The organism is Myxococcales bacterium (assembly GCA_012517325.1).
Taxonomy (GTDB): domain Bacteria; phylum Lernaellota; class Lernaellaia; order Lernaellales; family Lernaellaceae; genus JAAYVF01.
Genome location: JAAYVF010000073.1, coordinates 72,995 through 96,673, shown reverse-complemented (window position 1 = coordinate 96,673; position 23,679 = coordinate 72,995). Strand labels below are relative to the sequence as shown.

Sequence of the window (23,679 nt, the reverse complement as noted above, 5' to 3'; positions counted from 1 at the left end):
CCTATCGCCGATTCATCAATCGCCATCCGCGGGCGGCTCGGAAACGTCGTCATCCTCGTAACCGCCGTCCCAATAGTCTTCCTGCTCCCAGGGCAGGCTGATTTCCTGATCGTTTTCCCAGGTGCCGATTTCGGTCACGACCAGACCGACATCGCTGATCGTGTACAGGTAATCGCCGATCCGCACCGTGCGGCGCGGCTGCGGCAGGTCGTAATACGGGTCGCTGCCCGCCGCGGGCTGGATGCCGCTGTGATCGATCTCGGCCAGTTCCGAGAAACCGCTCGCCAGCGATACGTTGAGCACCACCACGCCGGCGAAATTACCTTCCTCGCCGCCGCCGCCCGTGTCGTCGTCATCGACGGTGTCGTCGTCCGCCTTGTCCGGAACCACGGTGTCGTCGTCGGACCAGGTATCGTCGTCGATCCAGGTGTCGTCGTCGTCGCCGTAGCCGTACCGCACCAGCGGAATGGCCAGCAGGTTGCGGCTGCCATCGTACAGGAAGGCATGGTGGTCGTAGGCCGCTTCCGAGTAAGCCCAGCCGAAGTTGTACTGCCAGGCCAATTGCGGCGCGGCGAAATCGGACACGTCGAACAGCGAGACCACGAGGGTGCCGTCGGCGCCCCAATCGTCGCCGCCCTGCCCGATGGCCAGCAGGTGATTGTCGTCCATCGGCTGCAAGTAGGTACTGAAGCCCGGCACCTGCAGTTCGCCGGCCATCGTCGGATGTTCGGGATTGGAGAGGTCTACCGTGAACAGCGGGTCGGTCTGCAGGAAGGTGACGAGATAGCCGTGCGGGCCGATCATCCGCGCCGCGTAGATCTGCTCCTCGAGGGCCAGATCCTCCAGCGAACCGACCTCCGCCAGCCCTTCGTCGTTCAATTCGTAGACGAAGATGCCGTTGCGCTGCGGCGTCGAGGTGCGCCAGCCGCCGTAGGTCACGGCGACGCGCAGGTGCCCTTCCCATTCGCTCATGCTGAATTGGTTGACCATCCAGCCGGGCACATAGGCGGTACCGACGTAAACGGCCTCGTCCGGCCGCGAGGCGATGTCGAAGCGGTGAATCGGGCTGGTGTCGTCGAATTCGCCCGACTCGCTTTCCCACTCCCAGGCCGCGTCGACCGTGCCGGCCACGTAGAGATTGCCTTGGCTGGCGTAGACGATGTACCCGTCGGCGATGACCGAAATATCGACCTGCCGCGCGGTCGGATCGTCCATCAAGATCGTCATCACCGAGAGAATCGCGGTGCCCATGGGCTTTTCGGGCCGGTAATGATCCTCGCAATCGGCCAACTGGCCCGCGGACGCTTCTTCGCCGGAATCGTTGTGCAGAATATTGAAGTAGCGCGGCAACCAGGCCTCGAGCCCGGTGGATTCGATGATCGCCCGGTTTTGCGCCTTGAGGTCTTCCAGGGCGGCCTGCCGTTCCTCGTCATTTTCGTATTGGTACCAATCGATGTAGTACTCGAGTTCCGGCCCCGGTTTGTCGACGCTGAACACGATGCGGGCCGCGCCGTCGATCATTCGGCTGCTGGCGACCTCGCCTTCCACGAAAACCTCGCGGATCACCGCCGGTTCCGCCCGATTGGTCAGATCGACCACCGTCAGCTTGGAAATCAGCCAGTACAATTCATCGCGGGCGACCTCGGGCCACACGCCGGAACGCAATTGATCGGAATAAATCCGGGAGAAGACGAGGGCCTTGTCGCCGGAAAGGAACATTTCGGTCACGTAACCTTCGATGTCGACCCGGCCGATTTCGTGGGTTTCGCTGCCCGGCGAGGCGTCGAAGACGATCAGGTAGCCGCCGGTCGCGAGATACATATAGTTGCCGTCGGTCTTCACCAGATCGGGTTCGTCGACCCCTTCTTCCTGGGTGTTGGTGTCGGTGTAATCGTCGTCGTCGCCGGCGTCGCCGCTTTGATCGTCGTCGGCGGCTTCGTCATCGCCGGAATCGTCGTCATCGGCGGCCATGTCGTCGTCCGCGGCGTCGTCGTCGAACCAGCCGCCGGTATCGTCGTCGTTGGCGGCGGCGGTATCGTCGTCGCCCCAATCGTCGTCATCGTAGTAGCCCTGACCGTTGGATTCGTCGACGATCCGCTCCATCCGGGCGATCGCCATTTCATGCAGCCAATCCAAAACCTCTTCGCAGTTTTGGCAACGGTAGAGGCCCTTGGATTGGGAGTATTGATCCTCATTGTCGCCGCCGCCCTGATCGCAGGCCGGCGCCAGCAGTAAAAAGCTCAGCATGACCAAACCCAAAGCCAATCCCGACCATCGTCTGGCTTTCATGGAAAACTCCTTCACGAAAAAAATCATGAGGTAGGCGCACCTACCGCTTTCTCCAGTCCTCTAAATAAACTGGTGGCAAATAACATGCCAGATACCGGCTTAATGACAACCATTCAATATGATTATTGTTTTTTATTTTCAGAAAAAACCGGCCATTAAAAAAACTGAGACTCGGGCTCCATCCCCCTCAGAAAACTGAGAGCCATGCGGCTCGACGAAGCGCCGGTTTTTCACTACATTGATGACCGCGAAACACTGGAGCCCGATGGATGAAGCCGAACTATTACGACATTCCCGAGCCGTTTTTCCATCGCGAGCAAGCGCGCGCGGCGATCATTCCGATTCCTTACGAACGAACTGTTTCGTTCGGCGCCGGCACTGGGTTGGGGCCGGAAGCAATTTTGCGGGCCAGCCACCAGGTGGAGTTTTACGACGAATTCCTGGGGCTGGAACCGTACCGCGCGGGCATCTTCAGCGAACCGCTCGGCAATCCGAAAACGGTCAGCCGCCTATCGCCCGCCAAAATGATCGAGCGCTATGCCGCGATCGTCGCGCGGCACCTCGACGAAGGCCGCTTTCCGATCGTCCTGGGCGGCGAGCATACCGTCGCCCTGGCGCCGTTCGCGGCGGCGATCGCGCGCCATCCCGATTTGCACGTGCTGCAGTTCGACGCCCACGCCGACCTGCGCGAGCAATACGAGGACGACCCCTACTCGCACGCCTGCGCCGCCCGGCGGATGGTCGAACGCGCGCCAGTGACCCAGATCGGCATCCGCTCCTACGACAAGGAGCAGGCGGCGGCTTATTCCACGCTGCCGGTCAAGGTGCTGCACGCCTGGGAAATCCGCGGCGGCCGCGATCCGTTGCCGTTTCTGGAGGCCAAGCTCGGCGATCCCGTTTATCTGACCATCGACCTGGACGTCTTCGATCTGGCGGAAATGCCCGCGACCGGCACTCCCGAACCCGGCGGCCTTTCCTGGCACGAAGTGGACCGAATGTTGGCCTGGTTGTTCGCGCACCGCCGGGTGATCGGCCTGGACGTGGTGGAACTGGCGCCGCTCGCCGGCCTGCACGCGCCCGATTTTCTGGCGGCGCGGCTGATCTATCGCGCCATCGGCCGGCGGCTCGGCGAGGGAACTTTGCAGCCTTGACGAACCGGTTCAACTCGTTAACCTGGAAACCCCAAACACGCTGTGAGGCCCGTGGTTCATGAAAGAAACCCCCTACGTTTTTCCCCGTGAAGGCGTCCGTACCCTGATCAACCCCCCCGACCTGGAAGCGCTGCGGGAACACAATCGCCATCGCAGCAAGGCTCTGGTCGACAAGCGGATGACCGAAGACGAAGCCATCGCCCGTTTCGTGCGCGACGGCCAGTACATCGGCATCGAGTTGTATGGGACGGTCCGCTGCCCGATGTCGCTGACCCGCGCCCTGATCCGCAGCGGCAAGAAGAATTTCGACCTCGCCGGGCAGGGAGTGCACGAGGCCGACCTGTTGCTCGCGGCGGGCATCGTCAAGCGCATCGACTGCACCTACATCGGCCAGGAAGTATACGGCGTCAGCCCGCTCTTGCGGCGCGCCGTCGAATCGGGCCAGGTGACCGAGGTCATCGAGTGGTCGAACGGCGCCATCACCTGGCGGTTCAAGGCGGCGGCCATGGGCGTGCCGTTTCTTCCGACCTATTCCATGCTCGGCACCGACACCCTGAAATACAGCGCCGCGAAAGTAATCGACGATCCGTTCACCCGGCGGCCGGTGGCGCTGTTGCCGGCGCTGGTGCTGGACGTCGGTTTCATTCACGTCAATCGCGCCGACAAGTTCGGCAACTGCCAGATCGACGGTATCTCGGGCTTTGCCGCGGAAATGGCCCGCGCCTCGAAAAAGCTCGTCATCTCCGCCGAGGAGATCGTCGACTCGGAGGTATTCCGCGCCGAACCCAACCGGACGATCATTCCGTGGTACTGCGTCGACGCCGTCGTGCCCGCGCCGTTCGGTTGTTGGCCGGGCGAAATGACCGGCTGCTACGAGCGCGACGAGGCGCATTACAAAATGTTCATCGAGACCACACAGACCGCCGAAGGCGCCGCCGCTTACCTGAAAGAATGGGTCGACGGCGTGCGGGATCACCAGGCGCTGCTCGATAAAATCGGCCGCGACAAGCTGCAAGCACTGCGCATCCGGAAGTAAGGGAAGGATCCGTCATGACCGACGTTACCTATGGTCCGAGCGAATTGTTGATCTGCCTGGCGAGCCGACTGGTCGAGGACGGCTCGATGGCCTTTATCGGCACGGGCATTCCGATGCTGGCCGCGTCGCTGGCGCAAAAACTGCGCGCGCCCAACCTGGTGCCGATTTTCGAGTTCGGCGGCCTGGGAGCGGAACTGGAAAAGCTGCCGCTCGCGGTCGGCGACATGCGCACGTTCAACCGGGCGCTCGTGGCCTCGAGCATTTGCGAAGTCATGGAAACCGCGCAGCGCGGCTTCATCGAATACGGTTTCATCGGCGGCGCGCAGATCGACGCCTACGGCAACCTCAACTCGACGCTGATCGGCTCGCCCGACAAGGTGAAGGTGCGGCTGCCCGGTTCCGGCGGCGCCAACGACATCGGCTCGCTGATCTGGCGGACGATCATGATCATGCGCCAGGATAAAAAACGCTTCGTCGAGAAAGTCGACTTCATCACCACGCCGGGCTTTTTGCAGGGCCCCGGCGCGCGCGAGGCGGCCGGCCTGCCCGCCGGCACCGGCCCTTACCGCGTCGTGACGAACCTGGGCATCATGGGTTTCGACAAAGAAACCTGTCGGATGAAACTGCTGTCGCTCAATCCCGGCATCACCGTCGAGGACGTTCGGGCCAATACCGGCTTCGAGCTGCTGGTCGCCGATCACCTCGAGCGCAACGATCCGCCGACCGCCGAGGAATTGCGCATCCTGCGCGAGGAAGTCGACCCGGACGGGCTGTACCGGTAAAATTATTCCCAACTCCCTCGGACCGGCGGCGCCGCCGGCGATGCCCCCCCTCGAATTGGATATTTACTAAAAATAGTATGCCTGGCGCGGCGAATGGCGCTTGACCGTTTCGTCGCGGGCGAGTTTAATTGGCCGGTATTGACATGAATTGGAGGATGCAATGCATGCCCTTTCGCTGGTGACATCCTCGATTTTTCTTCTCGGTCTGCTTTTACTGACCGCGACCTGCGGCGAAAACGATGACGACGATTCCACGGACAACCCCGCCGACGACGATAACGACGACAATGACGACAACGATGATAACGATGATAACGATGACAACGATGATAACGACGACAATAACGACAATAACGACAATGACAATAATGACAATGGCGACCATTTCTTTGACCGGGTTCTGATCCCGGCGGGCAAGTTTTGGCAGAGCTGCGAACCGGACGATACCCATTGCAAAGTCAACGAAATGCCCCGTCGCCTGATTACTCTTGCCGACTATTACATTGACGTATTCGAAGTGACCAACGGGCGCTACGCGGAATTTCTCAACGATCACGGCGAGAATTGCGGCGGGCACACCTGTCTTTATTCGGCGCACGCGTTCCCCTATCAGGGGTTGTATGAAGAGGCCGGGGTGTGGGTGGTGGATCCCGGTTACGAAAACCGGGCGGCGGTTTTGATCACCTGGGACGGCGCTCAGGCTTTCTGCGAGTGGGACGGTGGGCGGTTGCCGACGGAAGCGGAGTGGGAAAAAGCGGCCAAGGGAGATGCGGAACACTATATTTATCCCTGGGGCGATCATTGGACCGAGCGGGCGGCGAATTACCGGGATTCCCTCGATCCTTTTGAAACCGGCAGCTATCCCTGGACCTCGCCGATCGGCTATTTCGACGGCAGCGATCACGGCGGCGCGTATCAAACCGCCGACGGTCGCAGCCCGTTCGGCTTGCGCGATATGGCGGGCAACGCCATGGAGTGGGTGAACGATTGGTATTCGCCGACCTATTATTCGGTCGGTCCCTTGACCGATCCGCCAGGCCCCGAGTCCGGCTCGGTCCACGTTTTGCGCGGCGGCGCCTGGGATTTTGAGGACACCAATTTGCGCGTTTCGTCGCGAACCTGGGCGACACCGGACGCCGGTAGTAGAAACACGGGTTTTCGGTGCGCCCGGGATTGATCCGCACCGTCGCCGGCTTCGTTTTGAAGAAAAGACCCGCCACGTTTGCGGCGTGGTGAAAAAAAAACGAAATACGGAAAAGGAGCTTGACGGGTTTCGGGCTTTTCGATTCAATGCATAATATCTTACATGTCCTGGAGGAAAAAAAGATGAGCACTCAATCCAAACTGTTGGTATTGCTGTTCCTGTTTTGTCTTTTCCTTTTTGTCGCGGCCTGCGACAAGGGGGACGACGATGACGATTCCGGCGGGACCGCCGACGACGACAACGACACCGGCGACGACGACACCTCGCCCGCGGACGACGACGACGATGACAACGACGACAACGACACCGGCGACGACGACACCGGCGACGACGATACCGGCGACGACGACGATGATGACGACGATGACGACAACGACGATAACGACGACAACGATGACAACGACGACAACGACACCACGCCGGAATGCGACGACAACAGCGATTGCCTGGACACCGACGTTTGCAACGGCGATGAGTATTGCGACCCCGACGGCGTCTGCCAGCCGGGCACCCCGCTGGAATGCGACGACAGCGATGTCTGCAACGGCACCGAAACCTGCGACCCCACCGACGGCTGCCAGGCCGGCACGCCGTTGACCTGCGACGATAACGAATACTGCAACGGCGTGGAAACCTGCGATCCCACCGACGGCTGCCAGGCCGGAACCGCGCCGTGCGACGCGACGTGGGAATACTGCGACGAGAACAGCGAAACCTGCTTCACCAACGGCTTCACTCTGGTCCCGAGCGGCAGCTTCACGATGGGCAGCCCCAACAGTGAATTGGGCCGGTTCAGCAACGAGGCCCAGCACAGCGTGACGCTGTCGAACAATATCGAAATGAGCGCCTACGAAACCATCCAAGGCGATTTCGCGACGCGGATGGGTTGGAACCCGAGCTATTTCGGCCCGAACGAAGTCGGCGCGGATTGCGGCGACAATTGCCCGGTCGAGTACATGAGCTGGTACGACGCGTTGGCCTACGCGAACGAATACTCGGCCGATGTGGGCCACGACGCCTGCTACGTGCTGAGCAACGTCGTCTGCCGTGACGGCACCAACGTCGGTACTGACTACCTGAACTGCATGAACCCGACCAAGCGGGGCATCACCTCGGCGACCGTGGCGCTCAACGGCGTGACCTCGGTTTACGATTGCGTCGGCTACCGCCTGCCGACCGAAGCCGAATGGGAATACGCGGTGCGCGCCGGATCGACCACCGCGTTCTACAACGGCGGCATCACCAACACGCTGTGCTCGCCGCTCGACACCAACCTCGACGCGATCGGCTGGTACTGCGGCAACGCCGCCGCGACCATGACCAAGGGACAAAAAGATCCGAACGACTGGGATCTGTACGACATGAGCGGCAACGTATGGGAATGGAACTGGGACTATTACACCGCCAGCCCGGCCGGCGGCACCGATCCGGAAGGCGCCGGCAGCGGCACGAACCATTCGGTCCGCGGCGGCAGTTGGTACGATCTGGCGCGGTATGCCCGCTCGGCGGCCCGCATCTCTATCGCGCCGGATTCCCACAGCAACAACCTGGGCTTCCGCCTCGTGCGGACGATTCCCTGATCGCTTGCCCCCTCGATCAACCAAGCCCCCGCCCTCGCGGCGGGGGCTTTTTTATTCCCTCTTCTCCAATGGAAAGAGGAAAATTGAAATTTTATTCGCATATCTGAAAAAACTTGACCTGCCAATTTATTTATTATTGAATATGGATAAATTTTGTATTGGAGGGGTCCATGCATACTTCCCATCACTTGCTTTTGGCTTCCCTGCTCTGCTGTCTTTTACTTTCCGGCGCGGCTTGTGACTGCGGCAATGATGACGACGACGATTCCGGCGGCAATGCCGGCGACGACGATGCGACCGACGACGATACCGGCGACGATGACGCCACCGACGACGACGCCGGCGATGACGACGCAGGCGACGATGACGATGACGACGACGATGCGACAGCCTCGCCCGGTTTCGTCATTGTTCCTAACGGCACCTTCATCATGGGCAGCCCGGAAAGCGAACCGGGACGCGGCGCCGACGAGACGCAGCACAGCGTAACCCTGACTCACAACTTCGAAATCAGCAAATACGAAACGACCGAACTGGCGTTTACGACATTGATGGGCTGGAATCCAAGCTACTTCGCGCCCGCCGGCGAATGCGGCGACCATTGCCCGGTCGAATCCATGAGCTGGTACGACACGCTCGCCGCCGCCAACCGGCTTTCGGAACTCGCCGGCCACTCGCCCTGTTACGCCTTGAGCGATGTCGTCTGCCGCGACACGACCGCCGTCGGCGCGAACTACATGAATTGCATGAATGCCACCCAACAAGGCATTTCCACCGCGACCGTGGCGCTCAACGGCGTGACTTCGGTTTACGATTGCCAGGGCTATCGGTTGCCGACCGAAGCCGAATGGGAATACGCGGCCCGCGCGGGTTCGACGACGGCTTTTTACAACGGCGGAATCACCAATCCGGCTTGCTCGCCGCTCGACACGAATCTTGACGCGATCGGGTGGTACTGCGGCAACACCGGCGGCGCCCCGGCGCCGATCGGTTTAAAAGCCGCGAACGCCTGGGACATTTACGACATCAGCGGCAACGTCTGGGAATGGACCTGGGATTGGTACGCCGCCGACCTGGAACCGGCGACCGATCCGGCGGGGCCGGACGGTGGTTCAGGCCGGACGGTGCGCGGCGGCAGTTGGTTTGACGAGGCGCGGTATGCCCGCTCGGCGGCCCGTCTCTCCATTATGCAAAACGCCCACAGCTACAACCTGGGCTTCCGCCTCGTGCGAACGATGCCCTGAGTGTCGCGCCTCCCGGCAGGGAGTGCGTTTAGCCGTTGGCCCGCCAACCGAACGGTCCGTCAATGAACCGCCGGCGCAGCCGGTCCATCACCACGCCCCAGGCGCGGTCGAAATAGGCGAACGACCGGTCCCAGATCGCGCCTTCCGGCCAGCCGAGGTGCGTCAACTTGACCCGCGTTTCCCCGGGCGAAACCGCCATGAATTGCACGACCACAAAAGTCGTCTCGTGCCGGATTTCGGCCAGTTCCGGCGGATTGTTCCAGGTGAAGGAAAGCATTTCCTCCGGCAGATAGGAAAGAATCGTCATCCCTTCCGACCCTTGCGAACCGGCCGGGGCGTCGCGGTCGAAATGAATCTCGAACGGCCCCCGGAAGCGCAATTCGACCCGGGCCTCCGGCGCCAAAAAGGTCCGGATTCCCTCCCGGGTCGTCCAGGCTTCCCAGACCGCCGCGCGAGGCGCCGGCACGACGGTTTCCTTGACGATCATCCGCGGCGAGACGACGGCGCTCATCCCTGCCCTCTTCTTTCCTTTGGTTCCGGGTTTATTCGCAGGGCTCCCACTCGCCCAGTTCGGTGGCACAAACGCACGACGGCCGGTCGAACCGCTCCAGATAAGCGGTCACCGCTTTTTCATCCAGCTTGACGGCAACGCGCCCGAACAGGCGAACGATCTGTCCGGCCTCGAGCGACAGCCGTTCCGGCTCGCAGAGATACAGCCGCGAAGCGCGTTCCCAATCCGGGACGCCGATGACGCAGCGCTTGTCGGCCAACCGCGTTTCGGTGTTTTTCCGCACCTTTTCCAGCGTCAGGTAGAACGGCATGGCGGTTTCGTCCGTACCGATATCAAGGTAGCCGTCGGTCGTTTGCGTCAGGGTGGCCTCGTCCATTTCCAGCACGACCTCGCGCCATTCGAACCCCTCTTCCGTGTTGGGGCCGACCATCTCGGCACGCAGCCGTTTGTCGTCCCGGCTCGCTTCGAGCGTCAGTGTCGAATCCAACCCGTAAAAAGGAATGACCGCGTCATCCACGGTGACCGGCGCATAGGCAATGGCCGGCAGCGGCTCTTCCTCGGCCGGATCGTTCATGACGCCTTTGATGCGGAAATGGACGTAGTTTTTCTCGTCGGCGGGAAAGAAGCCCTCCGGCGGACGGCAAGCCTGCCGCGACCGCGGCAAATCGCCCATGGCGGTGCGCCACAGTTCATCCATCAGGCCTTCGTTCTGGTCGGGCACCCAGTTGTGTAGAAAACTGAAACCGAAATCCGCGTCGGGCAGATAGTAGGTGTCGGTCGAGTAGCCGAAATGCTTGCCGCCGTGGCCGTAGGCGTAGCCGTAGGGCGTTTCGCGCGCCATGATGCCGATGCTGTAGTTGATCTCCTCGCCGTATTCGTCGCAGGTGCGGAATTTCCGCACCTGGTCGACCATTTCGGGGCCGAACAGTTCGCCGTTCATGAACGCCTTCATGAAGCGGTTGAGATCCTCGGGGTAACTGATCATCGCGCCCGCCGTCCAGAATGCGGTGGGATTGATGAGGTAGGTGCCGTCGAACATCGTTTCCGACATCATCATCCAGGGCGGGATCAGCGCGGTGATGGCCATCAGGTCGCCGCTCAAGCCGAAGACCGCGCCGGCCAATTGGATGTCGGCGTAACCGTGCGCCAGATCGTTCAAGTGCGATAGCTTCATGTCCAGAAAGGTCTTCTTGAGGCCCAGCGGCTTGATGATCCGGTTTTCGATTTCGGATGCCGCGTCGTTGCCGGTCACCGCTTCGAGGATCATCCCCAGGACGATATAGTTGGTGTCGCAGTAGGAACATTGCGAACCCGGCTCGAAAATCAGCGGCTTGTCGGCCACGAACGATAAAATGAATTCCGGATCCTTCGGCAGCGTGCGGGTCAACAGGGTGACCGCCCAGAAAATCTGATCCATGATGAATTCGGCGATCCCGCTTTCCATCCGCAACAACTGCTCGATGGTGATGTCTTCCCATTGGGAATAGGTATCCGGCAGGTAATCGGTGATCGGATCGTCCAGCGACAACAGGCCTTCCTCGGCCAATTGCACAATGACCGCGGCGACGAACATTTTCGTGTTGCTGCCGACGCGAAATCGCATGTCGGGCGCCAAGTCCAGACCGGTTTCCAGATTGGCCTGTCCCGCGACGAACGTCCGGCTGAGTTCGCGCGGCAGCCACACGCCCATCGCCATGCCCGGATCGCCGCTGAAAATGACGTATTCATCGACCAGCGCCTGCAACATCTCATTCATGGCCGGATCGCTGATCCCCGGGCCGGCGGTGTCGTCGTCGTCGTCATCGTCCGGATTGGATTGATCGGGCGTCGATTCTTGATCGTCATCGAGCGGTATCCGGTCGGCGGCGAGTTCGTCGCCATCCTGGCAGGCGAGCAGCGGCAGCCCTCCCAACAGAGCCAGAATCGTGAATAACAGTAGCTTCCGATAGGTATCCATCTGTCTCCCCCGCATGAAAAGAGGAGCCCCCAAACCGCTATACCATACTTTTTATTGACCGGCACTAAAAAAAAGAACCACCGTCAGACGAGATTGCGAGAATAAATAATCACCTCTCGGCGCCGGCGGCACTCGCCGTATTTTCGCGGAACCATGGGCGGTTCCTTCTTCGAGTCAATGGTTGCCGGTTTTTTCATTTCTCCCAGAGCGCCGGGAAATACCGGATGTTGAGGCTCTTGTTGAAAAACGGCCACCGGCAACTGAAAACCACCCGGTGATCGGGCGTAACCTCGTACAGATAACCTTGCCAGCCGGTGAAAATCAGCACGCTGCCGTTCGGCAGCGGTTCGACGTTGCCCATCGCCTGCGAGAACGGCACGCGGTGTTCCCAAACCGGCCGCACGACGCGCCGCTCCTCGTCCACCGCCACCAGCAGGGCCCGCGACCAATTGCCGTGAAAACAATTGCCGTCGTAATGGCAATTGGCGTTGTCGAACATCAACAAAAAGTTACCGGGCAGCCATTTGACGTCGTGCTGCATGTGAAACCAGGGATCGTCGAGCGATTCCGCCCCTTCCCAGGCGAAATCGAGGCCCGGGCCCATCCGCCAGACAATTTCGCCGGTCTCGAGATCGATCTTGACGATCTCCATCGTGTTGCGCAGCGACAGCAGCACCGATCGCCCGTCCGGCAGCGGGACGATCGAATTGGCGTGCGTGAAGTCGTAGGTGCCGGCGCCGAAAAAGTGCAGGTGACAGATCACCTGGTTCATCCGGTCGGGCGGAATCAGGTCCTGGTGATCGAAAACGCTCCAGGAGTGGCGGATTTCGCCGTCGGGCGCGATGATCGCCCACCCGTCGCCGACCGCTCGATCGGTCGGGGTGCGCAGGTCGCATTTCACGCCGGAGCCGAGACGGTTGGTCAGAATCAAAGCTTCGTCGGCCGTTTCGTTCAGAATGAATTCGTGATGTCCCGCCTGGAGCAGCGGCATCGCCAGATCCAGATCGAACAGCCGCCGCTCGCGGCCGGCGAGGTTGACCGCCGTGATCGCCCGCGTATCCGACCAGGCCATTTCACCGCTGGGCAGCACCCGCAAGCCCTGATTCGGCGGCGTCGGTTCGCCCGATTCCGGCGGCGTTTCGTGGAAAAAGCGGGGGCGGCCCTGCTGGTCGAACACGACGATGGCCCGCTTCAAGCCGAAATAGCCGCCGTTATCCCCGGGCGTGTTGAACGCCCCGGCCAGCCAGATGTCGTGGTCGCTTTCGTCGATCAGGACGGTGAGCACGGGTGCCCAGGACGGCAGCGACGGGGTCGTGAAGCTTCCCGTGGCGACCAGCCGTTCCTTCTCGCCGGCCAGGTGAAGGGCGTAATGAAAGACCCCTTCCGGCCACAGGCCGACGAAACGCAGCACGTGATAACGCCCGATCGGAGTATTGCGGGGTTGCGAAGGCAGGCGGCCGGATTCGCCGTCGGCCGTCACCTCGCCGGATAACGAACAAGCTTCCGCCGTGCTGATGACCACCACGCGCGAGAGCGGATTTTCTTTCGGCGGCGGCAGGACGATCACGTCGGCGATTTCGCCTCCGGAACCGTCGTCGTCAGCGGCGGTGTCGTCGCCCCGGCCGGCGGACGGATCGAGCGAGTCGAATGAATTGAAAAGCTCGGCGGGGTTTATTTCCTGATCGTCGGCAAAGGTACAGGAGACCGCCGACGCCGCCAGAAGCGCGACTAAAAAAATCAGTCGGCCGGTGACCGCACGGTTCATGAATGCTTCTGGTTGCTTGGGTTTCCCGTGATGCGGCACGCCACCCGTCATGCCGCCTGTTGGTCAGCATGCGCTTCCGGCGAGGAAAATGTCAACAAAAGGCCGGGCGAACGGCCGTTAACGCGAACCGCCCGCCGCTTCCTTGTCGAGCACCATTCCGGCCGCCGACATTCCCGAACTGATCACCGCCGCCTGGCCGCCGCCGGGGAAGGTCCAGGCTCCGGCCAGCAACAGGTTGTCGATCGGTGTCTGTTGCGACAGCCGGCGCAACGTGCCCTGTTCGGGCGTATTGGCCCAGCCGTAGATCGTGCCCAGCGGATTCAGGGAAAAGAGGGAATTCGTCACCGGCGTTCCCACTTCGAGCACTTCGACATGCTGGCTCAGGTCGGGCAGGAATTTTTCCGCGCGGTCGATGAAAATCGCGGCGGTCTCTTCCTTGAATTCGTCGTACCGCTCGTAACCCTTGGCGTATTGCCAGGTTTCCTGCCAGTCGTAGGGCAGGTAGGTCGCCATGGCGATGACGTTTTTGCCGGCGGGCGCCGCGGTCGGATCGACCACCGAGTAGTCGGCGATGATGATCGGCACTTTTTCCGGATCGCCGTCGGCGACGAAGCGGTAGCTTTCGTCCTGGTCGAAGGTTTCGTTGATCATGATTTCGTGGGTGCCGGGGAAATACTCGGCGTAGTCGCGGTCGACGCCGAGGAAGATCTGCAGCGTGGCCGCGCCGATCGTCATCTGCTTGAGCTTTGCGGTGTAATCGGCGGGCAGATACTGCTCGCCCACCAGGTTGAGCAGCGTGTCCGGAGCGTTGGCGTTGGAAACCACGTAGCGCGCGTTGAGGCAGACGTCGTTCTCGGTCCGCACCTGCGTGGCGCGGCCGTCGGCGATGACGATTTTCGTCGCGCGGGTGTTGAGCAGCAGCGTGCCGCCGCTTTCCAGGAAGACGTCGGCCATCGCTTCCGCGATCGCCTCGGAACCGCCGAGCGGATAGTAATAGCCGCCGCCGTGGTAGCTGAACCACATCGTCAGGAAATACAGCGCCTGCAGATCGGCCGGGCCGCCGCCGAGAAACGTCACCAACTGCTCCCACAGGCCGGTCAATTGCGGATCGCTGATATACCGCGCCGCCATTTCCTTCAGCGACAGCTTCATGTAAAGCAGCAGCCGCAAGGTCGGGCCGGGATTGGCCAGCAGGATTTGCAGATCGTCCAGGTTGAAGTTCTCCTCCAGGCGCGTGACCGCGTTGAGCACCAGGTCGATCGCCTGCAATTCCGCGAACAGCGCCGCGATGCCCGCGGCTTCGGCCGGAAACAGTTCGGTCAAACGCGCCTGGTAGGCCGCCAGGTCGGCCGGCACATCCACGGTCAGGCCGGGGAAAACCGACCGGTACATCGGGTCGCTGCGGTGCAACTCGAGCCGGTCGAAAATGCCGAGTTGATGGAAGTCCTCGAAGGCGTCCTTGCTTTCGCCGCCGCTCAACCCGCCGATGGCGTGCAGCGAAGCCTCGAAGCGGTAATCGCCCCGGCGGAAGTTCGCCATGTAGCCGCCGACCTTGTATTGTTTTTCGACCAGCGCGGTCTTCAGGCCGGCTTGCGCCAGCATATTCGCCGCCGCGAGCCCCCCGCCGCCGGCCCCGATCACCACCACGTCGTAGTCCGCGGTCGCCGGACAAGCGTCGCCGGCCGCGAATTTGTGGCAGGCCGTGCAATGCCGCTCCGCGAAGTTCATTTCCTGATGGGAATCCGCGTGGCACGACGCGCAATCGGCGATCGCATGGCCCGTCGGGCGGTCCGGCGCGCCGTTGCGGCCGTGACAGGTGACGCATTCGCCCTCGATGAAGCCGCCGCGGTGCGGATCGGCATGACAGGTCAGGCAGGCGGCCGATCCCCAGCCGTCGTGCGCCGGCGTCAACACCTGCGAATCGTTTTCCGGGCTGGCGGAGGATACCGCGTCCGCCTCGTCGTCGCCCGAGGAATCGTCGTCGCCGGGCGTGGCGTCGTCATCGACGCTGTCGTCGCCCGCGGAATCATCGTCGTCATCGCCGCCGCAGCCGGCGGCCAGGGTCAGGCAAAGCAACCAGAGGATCGTCAACCAGCCGTTTTTCGTCATGACACCCCTCGTTTCAAGGCGCCGGTTTAAGGCGCCGCAAGCGGCCCAACAAGCGAAAATAGGCGGCAACCGTCCGCGCCAGGCGGATTTTGCTGGCGCCCTGCTTGAGGTCGTAGCGTAAATCCAAACCGATTTCCGCGACGCGCGCGCCGCACCGCAACCCTTTGATCAACACCTCGAGCGTGACCGCAAAGCCCGGCTCGGTGGCCAATTCGCCGCCGTACCGCCGCTGGGCCTCACGCAGGAACGAGGCGCGGATCGCCCGGTAGCCGGAGCTGAAATCGCGCACTTCCTTGACACCCAGCAGCAGCCGCGCCAGCACCCGTACTCCGCCGCTGAGCAGCCGGCGATGCCAGGGCACCCCGCGCACCCGGCTGCCCGCCGTGTAGCGCGAGGCAATGACGATGTCGAATCCCTCCGTCAATTTGGCCAGCATGGCGGGGATCTGTTCCGGGCGGTGCGAGCCGTCGGCGTCCATGATCACCAGAACGCCGTCCGTGGTCAGCAACGGATCGGCCTCGCGGAGAATGCTGCGGATCGCCGCGCCGAGCCCTTGGTTCGCTCGGTGGCGGTGCAAGACGACCGGCAGCCGCTCGCCCCACTCGCCGGCGATCGCCGCCGTCCGATCGGTGCTGCCGTCATCCACGACCAAAACGACGCCGGCGGGCAAGGCGCAAGCCCGAATATCGCGCAACAGGTCCGGCAGATTGCGCTCTTCGTTGTATGCGGGCAGGCCGATCACCAGCCGGTACGCGGTCGCTTCGCTCATGACTGCAGGCAATTCCCATCGGTTTTTCGCAGTATTGCAGGGGCCGCCCGGAAAAGCAAATTGTCGCCCGTTGCTTTGACAAACCCCTCCCGAGTGACCAATATACAAACGTCAGATTGAACCCATCGCACCACGGGAGTTGAAAGATGGTCAGTTACAAGGAACTGGGCCTGGTGAACACGCGGGAATTGTTCGCCAAGGCCATGCAGGGCAAGTACGCGATCCCCGCTTACAACTTCAACAACATGGAACAACTGCAGGCGATCATCATCGGTTGCGCCGAAACGTCCTCCCCCGTCATTCTGCAAGTCAGCAAAGGCGCGCGGGATTACGCCAACCAGACGCTGCTGCGTTACATGGCGCAGGGCGCGGTGCAAATCGCCCGGGAAATGGGCAGCAACATCCCCATCGTGCTGCACCTCGATCACGGCGACACCTTCGAACTGTGCGTCAACTGCATCGAAACCGGGTTTTCCTCGGTGATGATCGACGGGTCCGCCCATTCCTACGAGGACAACATCGCGCTGACGAAAAAAGTCGTCGAATACGCCCACCAATATGATGTGACCGTCGAGGGCGAGCTGGGCGTCTTGGCCGGCATCGAGGACGAAGTCTCGCACGCCAAATCGCACTACACCGATCCCGATCAGGTCGAGGATTTCGTCAAGCGGACCGGCGTCGATTCGCTGGCCATTTCCATCGGCACCAGCCACGGCGCCTTCAAATTCAAGGTGAAGCCGGGCGAATCGGTGCCGCCGTTGCGTTTCGACATCCTCGAAGAGGTCGAGCGCCGCATTCCCGGCTTCCCGATCGTGTTGCACGGCGCCAGCAGCGTGGTGCAGGAATATGTCGCCTTGATCAACCAGTACGGCGGCCAGCTCGACGGCGCCCTGGGCGTCCCCGAGGAACAACTCCGCCGCGCCGCGGCCTCGGCCGTCTGCAAGATCAACATCGATTCCGACGGCCGTCTGGCGATGACCGCGAAAATCCGCGAAGTCTTCGGCACCAAGCCGAAGGAATTCGATCCGCGCAAATACCTGGGCCCCGCCCGCGCGGAACTGGTCAAGCTGATCAAACACAAGAACGAGGCCGTGCTCGGCAGCGCCGGCCGCGCGTAAGAACTTTCATCAGGTTCGAAAAGAAAATCGCCGGGCCCCGCGGGGTCCGGCAATTTTTTCGTATGAATCTTTTTACATTATTCCAACATTGACAACTTTTGTATCTTCCGTAACAATTTGCCGGATTAATTGTCCATTAATTTCCTCGCTTATCAAATATTTATTGGGGGAGTCCTTTATGGCAAGAATAGCTTTGATAATAACCATCATCGGCGTTGCTATCGCGGCAATAATCGGAGTCACGCAGATTGTCATCCAAATTGGAGGGAATAAATCAGCGAATGAAAATTCTGCACTGATCCAAAACATGATGAATAAAATTAACGAAAACGAACACAAAATTACGATCAATAATTATAATTTCATCACGATCAATTTGAATGACTTCAATCGCAATTTCCCCGGATTCCGAACCAATGCCGACTATTTGAAATTAGTAATCGATACTCTCCTGGCCGGCAATCAACTCGAGGAGCAACAACAGACCATATTTAAAATAAAGGAAATCCTTAATCAAGCAGGCGAAATTCGCGAACGGGATGATCAATTCTTTTTCGAATTGGATCGCGAAATCAGTAACATCAATGGTCAAATTGCCGGTTTGTCGGACAAAGTCATCAAATTACAAAAAGAATGGGCATACTATTTTAATAATCCAAAAAACAAACCCGCCTTTCCGGCCATCGAAAAAACCGAGCCATCGATTGAACCAAGAACTCTTGAAAAACCCGAATTTAATCTTCCGCTCCCGTCAATTCCGAAAAAGAAAAACCATTGGTATTATTTAATTACCAATCCAAGAAGATTTTGGGATCGGGATCACCCCAATTACCAACTCGACCTAATCAAGCTGAATGAGATCAAGCCGATCGTCATCCCAAATTTGGAGATGAATCACTCCAGCAAGGACAATTGCACCGGGGAACAGGTCAACGGCAACAACACACCCGTCGGAAAAAACTCGTACTCGAATTGAAAAATTCACTTTATCGCGGCTGAATGCGAGTCGGGGCGCGCTTAGCGGAATTCCGTAGCGACGCTGCTTCTCCGTCAGGATTTCAACTGCCGCCCGATTGTGCAGCACAGCATCGACAACGCAAGCCAGAAGTACATCGAACCGATCGACAAAATTCGTCACCCGGTTTGATTGGCATGGCGGAGTTCGCCGACGATCCTCTTCATTGCGCCGTGATCGCGGCAAGCGCCTCTTCGGGCTGAAATGAAAAAGCCGCCAGCCAAGGGCACGACGGCTTATTAACGAAATCGTCGCGAATTAAAAATAGGTGTACGAGAACGTCCCCAGGTAGCTCAGGGTGTCGTCGTAGTCGGGATCCTCGTAGAAGGTGTATTTGGCGCCGAGGGTGACGTTGAAGTGATGCGTCACGAAACGCAGGCTGAGCAGCGGCGCGTTGGTGTCCTGTTCGTTCGTGGTGCCGCGCATCAATTCGCCTTCGTATTCGAGAATCAATTCCAGGAAATTGCGCGGATGCAGCGGGAAAATCATCCCGGCGTGCACGATGCCGCTTTTTTCCTCGTAATCGCGATTGTCGATCCCGGCGTCGCGGAAGTAGAAAACGCCGTCGGCCAGGATGGCGAACGCGTAATCGGTGAACGCCAGATCGTTGAGCTCAAGGCCCATCGAAAGCAGCACCTTGGCGCCGTAATACTTCACTTCGCTGACGCCGCGGAGGTAATTGCCGTCCGGCGCAACGCCGCCGATGCCCAGCGCGAACGCAGGCAGAAAGTTTTTCTGCTGGACGAAGCCCCATTTGAACATGCCTTCGATCGAACCGAGGCCGGCGTTCGCTTCGTTGCTGTAGTGGTTCACCTTCACGCCCAGATTGTTGAAGCGGCTGGTGATTTTCAGATCGGACATGACGTAGGGCACGCGCAGGCCGAATTCCAGCCCGCCGGGTATGCCGACGGCGCCCAGGAACGCGGCTTCCCGCCGGTAGTAGGAAGGGGTGGAACTTTCCAGCCAATCGCCGGCCAGACCGACCTCGAACGATCCCGGCCGGACCGTGCGCGTACCTGTCGTCACCAGCAGCCCCGAAAGGCCGTAGATGTTGAACGGCAGATTATTGATCTTCGGTTTCGGCGCCGCGATGTCTCCCTGCATCACGTCGTCGGGAACCGATTCAAACTCTTGCGCCCACGCGCTGGTCGACCCAAACCAGCAGCAAAGCAGCAAAAGAAATACACCCGAGTACCTGGCTTTCATTCAAGCTCCGTTTCTCGGCCTGCGATGGTGTTTTATCCTGTCATGTCCGGGGGCGATTCGTCAACAGTCTCGTGAGGCTTGATCTTTCTCGCAGTTTCGGCCGGCGGACCCGCCAAATCACGCAGTTTTCGCCGCACCTCGGCTTCCGCGCCTTGCTCGGCCAGGGCGATCAATTCCACCAGTCGCTGGTCGAAATCCGCGGCGAACGGCTGCGTCCGGCGAACCATGCGGATTTTATCGTGCGACGTGGGTCCGATGCCTTCCGCGTCGTCCCACAATTGTTCCTTCAATTTTTCGCCCGGACGCAAACCGACGAACTCGATTTCGATGTCCCGATCCGGCTCGAAACCCGAGAGTTTGATCAGGTTGCGCGCCAGGTCGAGAATCCGCACCGGCTCGCCCATTTCCAGCACGAAGATTTCGCCGCCCTCGCCCATCGCGGCCGCCTGCATCACCAACTGCACCGCCTCGGGGATCGTCATGAAATAGCGTGTCATCTCCGGATGCGTCACCGTGACCGGCCCGCCTTCGGCGATTTGCCGGCGGAAGAGCGGAATGACGCTGCCCTCGCTGGCCAGAACGTTCCCGAAGCGCACCGCCAAAAAGCGGGTTTTGCCGCCGCGCCGCGCCAACCCCTGGGTGATCCCCTCGGCCAGCCGTTTCGTGCGGCCCATGACATTTTGCGGGCGAACCGCCTTGTCGGTCGAAATGAGCACGAACCGCTCGACGCCCTGCCGCGCCGCCATTTCCGCCAGGGTGCGCGTGGCGCGGATATTGTTGAGCGTGGCGGCGACGGCGTTGGTCTCCATCAGCGGTACGTGTTTGTAGGCCGCGGCGTGCAGAATGATGTCGGGCTTTTCGTCGGCCATCAGCGACTGCACGAGCTGAGCGTCGCCGGCGTCGCCCACCACCGGCAGAATCGGCACGGTGTGCCAGCGGCGCGCCAGTTCCCAGTGGATGTAAAACAGGTTGTTTTCGTTGCGTTCCAACAGCAGCAACCGCGCCGGGAACAGCGCCGCCACCTGGCGGGCAATTTCGCTGCCGATGCTGCCGCCGGCGCCGGTGATCAGCACGCGTTTGCCGGAGAACGTCTGGCGGATCAATTCGGTGTCGAGCTGGACGGCTTCGCGGCCGAGCAGATCCTCGACGTCGACGTCGCGCAGGTTCTTGATCGAGACCTCGCCGCCCAGGATATCCCGCACGGCGGGGATGATCCGGAAGCGCAAGCCGCTGTCCTGAAAGCGCTCGACGAAGCCGCGCAATTCGCGCGCCTTGATCGTGCGCGAGGCGATGATGATCTCGTCGATGCCGTAGCGGGTCAGGATCTGCGACAGTTCCTCGCGACCGCCCAACACCGGCACGCCGTGAATCTTAAAGCCTTTTTTCGCCTCGAAATCGTCGATGAAACCGATCACGTGCAGGTGCAGGTGCGGATTGGCGCGGATTTCCTTGAGGATCTCGATGCCGATCTCGCGCGCGCCGTAAATCAAAACGTTTTTGCTCAGCGCCCGCGGCGGCAGCTTGGTGTATTCGCGCACCGCCCGCAACAGGAAGCGGATGCCGCCAATGAACGAGATGCAGATGAACGTGTCGATCAGAAAAACCGATCGCGGATAACTGGCGTGGAAAACGAACATCACGATCGCGGTGAAGGCCAGCGAACTGATGCCCACCGCCTTGATGATGTCCAGCAGGTCTTCCATGCCGACGTAGCGCCACCAGCCGCGGTACAGATCCCAGATGTAGAAGGCGACCGCCCGCAGGATCAGGATCAGCGGCAGGGTCTTGAGCATCGTGTACAACGGCCACTGGTTGTTGCTCATCAAATCAAAATCGAACCGCAGCAGGAACGAGAAAATGTAAGAGAACACCACCAGGGAAAGCTGGCTGCCGACGATCATCGACCGGCGATGGCGCAGCAGCCACCCGCCAAGCGGCGTATCGAGGAAATGTTGTTCGTCCCGAAAATCCAAATCCGCCAAGTCGTCCGGCCTCCGGTGATTCCGCCCCATCATAAGCAAAACGGCCGGATAAAACCATCCGCACGGCGAATGAACGACAAGTTACATTGATGGAGACTTAGTAAAATTCCCTTTGTTTCACGGCAAGCGCTTTTTCACTCAATTTGACAAACACCTTGTCCGATTTATAATTCGAACCGGAAACGTAAAATGGTGGATGTCTGTCAATCGGAGATTGAAAGAATAACGGAAAGCAGCCCATGACCATTCATCGCGGACGGGTGCAGATCACCAAGGATGTTAATGGATGCCAGGTTGTCGTTGCCAATCTGACTGGTGAAGTCTACCGTGAAGGCAATAGCTGGGTCAGCATTTGTCCGCCATTGGATCTCTCAACTTGCGGCGACAGCTTTGAGGAAGCATTGCGCAACACCAGCGAAGCAATAACCCTCTGGTTCCAATCCTGCCTTCGTCGCGGTACGCTGGAAAAAGCATTACAAGAATTGCATTGGATCAAGGAAGATATTCAGAATTTATCTCCAACTATATTAAATGCCGGTCATCATCGGATTCCGACTCCTCACGTCACCCTGGAAAAAAGCGAAAAAGAAAACAAATGGCAGGGACGGGTTGAGTTTAAAGATGCTGCATGAGCCGCCTCGGTCCGCAAAAAATAAAGAACCTTATTCATGTATTGGAAAAACTTGGTTGGCAGGAATTACCGGATCGTGGCAAGGGAAGCCATCGCGTTTTTGAAAAGGAAGGATGCTCCCGACCGATTATCGTTCCGGATCGTGCTGAAATCCCCTGGGGAACTTTTGAAAGTATATTACGGACCCTGGGAATCAGTAAAAACCAATATGCCTCCCAACTCAAAGAGAAGAAAAAAGAAACGCAGCCGAATGACAAGGGAATTGGGTCTCGGAACTTGAAAGCCCCATTTACCGGCAAAAACCAGGTTACAGGAAAAAGGAAACGAAAACTGGCGGCTAGATCGCGGAAAAAGAATCGACATTGATGAATCGTTTATTTCCACACTAAAAACAACCTGGATTCATCGATCGACTTTGAAATACCATTTCGGTTCTTCATTGCCTCTTTCTCTGGCAATCACCATGACAACGTGTATAATGGCCACGCCTAACCGCGGAGGAGAAACGGATGACCGAAGGGGCGGAAAGCAATCTGGCCGTATTCATCGATTTTGAAAACCTGGCGCTGGGTTTCGAGGGCAAGAAAAGCAAGTTCGACATTCAAAAAGTCCTCGCCCGCCTGGTCGAAAAAGGCAAGATCGTCGCCAAGACGGCCTATGCCGACTGGCACCGGTACGCGGAGTTCAAACAACAACTGCACGAATGCGCCATCGCCCTGACCGAAATCCCCAAACGCTCGGTGTCCGGCAAAAACAGCGCCGACATCCGCCTCGTCGTCGACGCCATGGACCTGTGCTACTCCAAGCACCACATCGACACCTTCGTCATCGTTTCCGGCGACAGCGATTTTTCGCCGCTCGTCAGCAAATTGAAGGAAAACGGCAAGCGGGTCATCGGCATCGGCATGAAGGATTCCACCTCGGCGCTGCTGGCCGACAACTGCGACGAATTCATCTACTACGAAGACTTGTTCACGCTGGAAGCCAAACCCAGCGAGGTCGACAAGCACTTGCCGAAAAAGAAGCGCGAGGCCTTCGAACTGCTGCTCGAGTCGATCACCGCGCTGGTCCGCGAAAACAAGGAAATCCTCTGGAGCAGCATGGTGAAGGACACCATGAAGCGCAAAAAGCCGATCTTCAACGAGTCGTATCACGGCTACCGGACGTTTTCGGAATTGCTGGAAGACGCGGAGAAGAACGGCATCATCCGCCTGAAAACCGACCCGCGCAGCGGCACCTACGTCATCACCGGTTTCGGGCCCATCGCCGCGGCGACAACCAAGACGATCAAGGAATAAGTTACTGCGAGCGAGCCCACCGGGCCGACCCG

19 protein-coding genes are annotated in these 23,679 nt (G+C 59.8%); 11 read left to right on the top strand and 8 right to left on the bottom strand.

All coding sequences use genetic code 11. The annotated features are described in order from the left end of the window. Positions 1-15 precede the first annotated feature (15 nt). On the bottom strand, positions 16-2,289 hold the full coding sequence (locus GX444_12850; protein NLH49470.1) for a hypothetical protein: 2,274 nt from the start codon (positions 2,287-2,289) through the stop codon (positions 16-18). A 269-nt stretch (positions 2,290-2,558) separates the two neighbouring features. On the opposite strand from GX444_12850, the gene speB reads away from it, so the two are divergent. The 6 genes from speB (at position 2,559) to GX444_12820 (ending at position 9,286) form a co-directional block, all read left to right on the top strand. Further along, positions 2,559-3,440 carry an agmatinase gene (gene speB / locus GX444_12845; protein ID NLH49469.1) on the top strand — a complete coding sequence of 294 codons (882 nt, stop codon included), beginning with the start codon at positions 2,559-2,561 and terminating at the stop codon, positions 3,438-3,440. 58 nt (positions 3,441-3,498) lie between these two features. After that, positions 3,499-4,476: a CoA transferase subunit A gene (locus tag GX444_12840; protein NLH49468.1), complete on the top strand. Its 978-nt coding sequence runs from the start codon at positions 3,499-3,501 to the stop codon at positions 4,474-4,476. Positions 4,477-4,490: 14 nt separating this feature from the next. Continuing rightward, on the top strand, positions 4,491-5,258 hold the full coding sequence (locus tag GX444_12835; GenBank protein NLH49467.1) for a 3-oxoacid CoA-transferase: 768 nt from the start codon (positions 4,491-4,493) through the stop codon (positions 5,256-5,258). Between the two features lie 160 nt (positions 5,259-5,418). After that, complete coding sequence (locus GX444_12830) at positions 5,419-6,435, top strand: formylglycine-generating enzyme family protein (protein ID NLH49466.1); 1,017 nt, start codon at positions 5,419-5,421, stop codon at positions 6,433-6,435. Between the two features lie 149 nt (positions 6,436-6,584). Then, on the top strand, positions 6,585-8,042 hold the full coding sequence (locus GX444_12825; protein ID NLH49465.1) for a formylglycine-generating enzyme family protein: 1,458 nt from the start codon (positions 6,585-6,587) through the stop codon (positions 8,040-8,042). Positions 8,043-8,473: 431 nt separating this feature from the next. Then, positions 8,474-9,286, top strand: coding sequence for a formylglycine-generating enzyme family protein (locus tag GX444_12820; GenBank protein ID NLH49464.1), 813 nt, complete (start codon positions 8,474-8,476; stop codon positions 9,284-9,286). A gap of 28 nt (positions 9,287-9,314) precedes the next feature. Here the strand turns inward: GX444_12820 and GX444_12815 are convergent, their stop codons facing one another. The 5 genes from GX444_12815 to GX444_12795 form a co-directional block, all read right to left on the bottom strand. Further along, positions 9,315-9,797 (bottom strand): SRPBCC domain-containing protein, encoded by a 483-nt coding sequence (locus tag GX444_12815; protein ID NLH49463.1) that lies wholly within the window; start codon positions 9,795-9,797, stop codon positions 9,315-9,317. A 31-nt stretch (positions 9,798-9,828) separates the two neighbouring features. Next, entirely contained in the window at positions 9,829-11,754 is a 1,926-nt protein-coding gene (locus GX444_12810; protein NLH49462.1) for a beta-lactamase family protein, read from the bottom strand. A gap of 193 nt (positions 11,755-11,947) precedes the next feature. After that, positions 11,948-13,519 (bottom strand): hypothetical protein, encoded by a 1,572-nt coding sequence (locus tag GX444_12805; protein ID NLH49461.1) that lies wholly within the window; start codon positions 13,517-13,519, stop codon positions 11,948-11,950. A gap of 117 nt (positions 13,520-13,636) precedes the next feature. Further along, positions 13,637-15,628, bottom strand: coding sequence for an FAD-dependent oxidoreductase (locus GX444_12800; GenBank protein NLH49460.1), 1,992 nt, complete (start codon positions 15,626-15,628; stop codon positions 13,637-13,639). Positions 15,629-15,641: 13 nt separating this feature from the next. Continuing rightward, on the bottom strand, positions 15,642-16,397 hold the full coding sequence (locus tag GX444_12795; GenBank protein NLH49459.1) for a glycosyltransferase: 756 nt from the start codon (positions 16,395-16,397) through the stop codon (positions 15,642-15,644). 146 nt (positions 16,398-16,543) lie between these two features. On the opposite strand from GX444_12795, the gene GX444_12790 reads away from it, so the two are divergent. Together GX444_12790 and GX444_12785 are read left to right on the top strand one after the other, a co-directional pair. Next, on the top strand, positions 16,544-17,515 hold the full coding sequence (locus tag GX444_12790) for a class II fructose-1,6-bisphosphate aldolase (protein NLH49458.1): 972 nt from the start codon (positions 16,544-16,546) through the stop codon (positions 17,513-17,515). A gap of 178 nt (positions 17,516-17,693) precedes the next feature. After that, entirely contained in the window at positions 17,694-18,491 is a 798-nt protein-coding gene (locus GX444_12785) for a hypothetical protein (GenBank protein NLH49457.1), read from the top strand. Positions 18,492-18,788: 297 nt separating this feature from the next. Here the strand turns inward: GX444_12785 and GX444_12780 are convergent, their stop codons facing one another. Beyond that, complete coding sequence (locus GX444_12780) at positions 18,789-19,736, bottom strand: hypothetical protein (protein NLH49456.1); 948 nt, start codon at positions 19,734-19,736, stop codon at positions 18,789-18,791. A 32-nt stretch (positions 19,737-19,768) separates the two neighbouring features. After that, positions 19,769-21,718, bottom strand: coding sequence for a polysaccharide biosynthesis protein (locus GX444_12775; GenBank protein NLH49455.1), 1,950 nt, complete (start codon positions 21,716-21,718; stop codon positions 19,769-19,771). A 239-nt stretch (positions 21,719-21,957) separates the two neighbouring features. Here GX444_12775 and GX444_12770 point away from each other — a divergent pair, with 239 nt between their 5' ends. From GX444_12770 to GX444_12760, 3 genes are all read left to right on the top strand, one after another. Then, positions 21,958-22,350 carry a type II toxin-antitoxin system HicB family antitoxin gene (locus GX444_12770; GenBank protein NLH49454.1) on the top strand — a complete coding sequence of 131 codons (393 nt, stop codon included), beginning with the start codon at positions 21,958-21,960 and terminating at the stop codon, positions 22,348-22,350. After that, the gene (locus tag GX444_12765; GenBank protein ID NLH49453.1) at positions 22,347-22,715 is read left to right on the top strand and encodes a type II toxin-antitoxin system HicA family toxin; all 369 of its coding nucleotides are present in this window, start codon (positions 22,347-22,349) and stop codon (positions 22,713-22,715) included. Before GX444_12770 ends, GX444_12765 begins: the two co-directional genes overlap by 4 nt. A gap of 143 nt (positions 22,716-22,858) precedes the next feature. Beyond that, complete coding sequence (locus GX444_12760) at positions 22,859-23,647, top strand: NYN domain-containing protein (protein NLH49452.1); 789 nt, start codon at positions 22,859-22,861, stop codon at positions 23,645-23,647. Positions 23,648-23,679 lie beyond the last annotated feature (32 nt).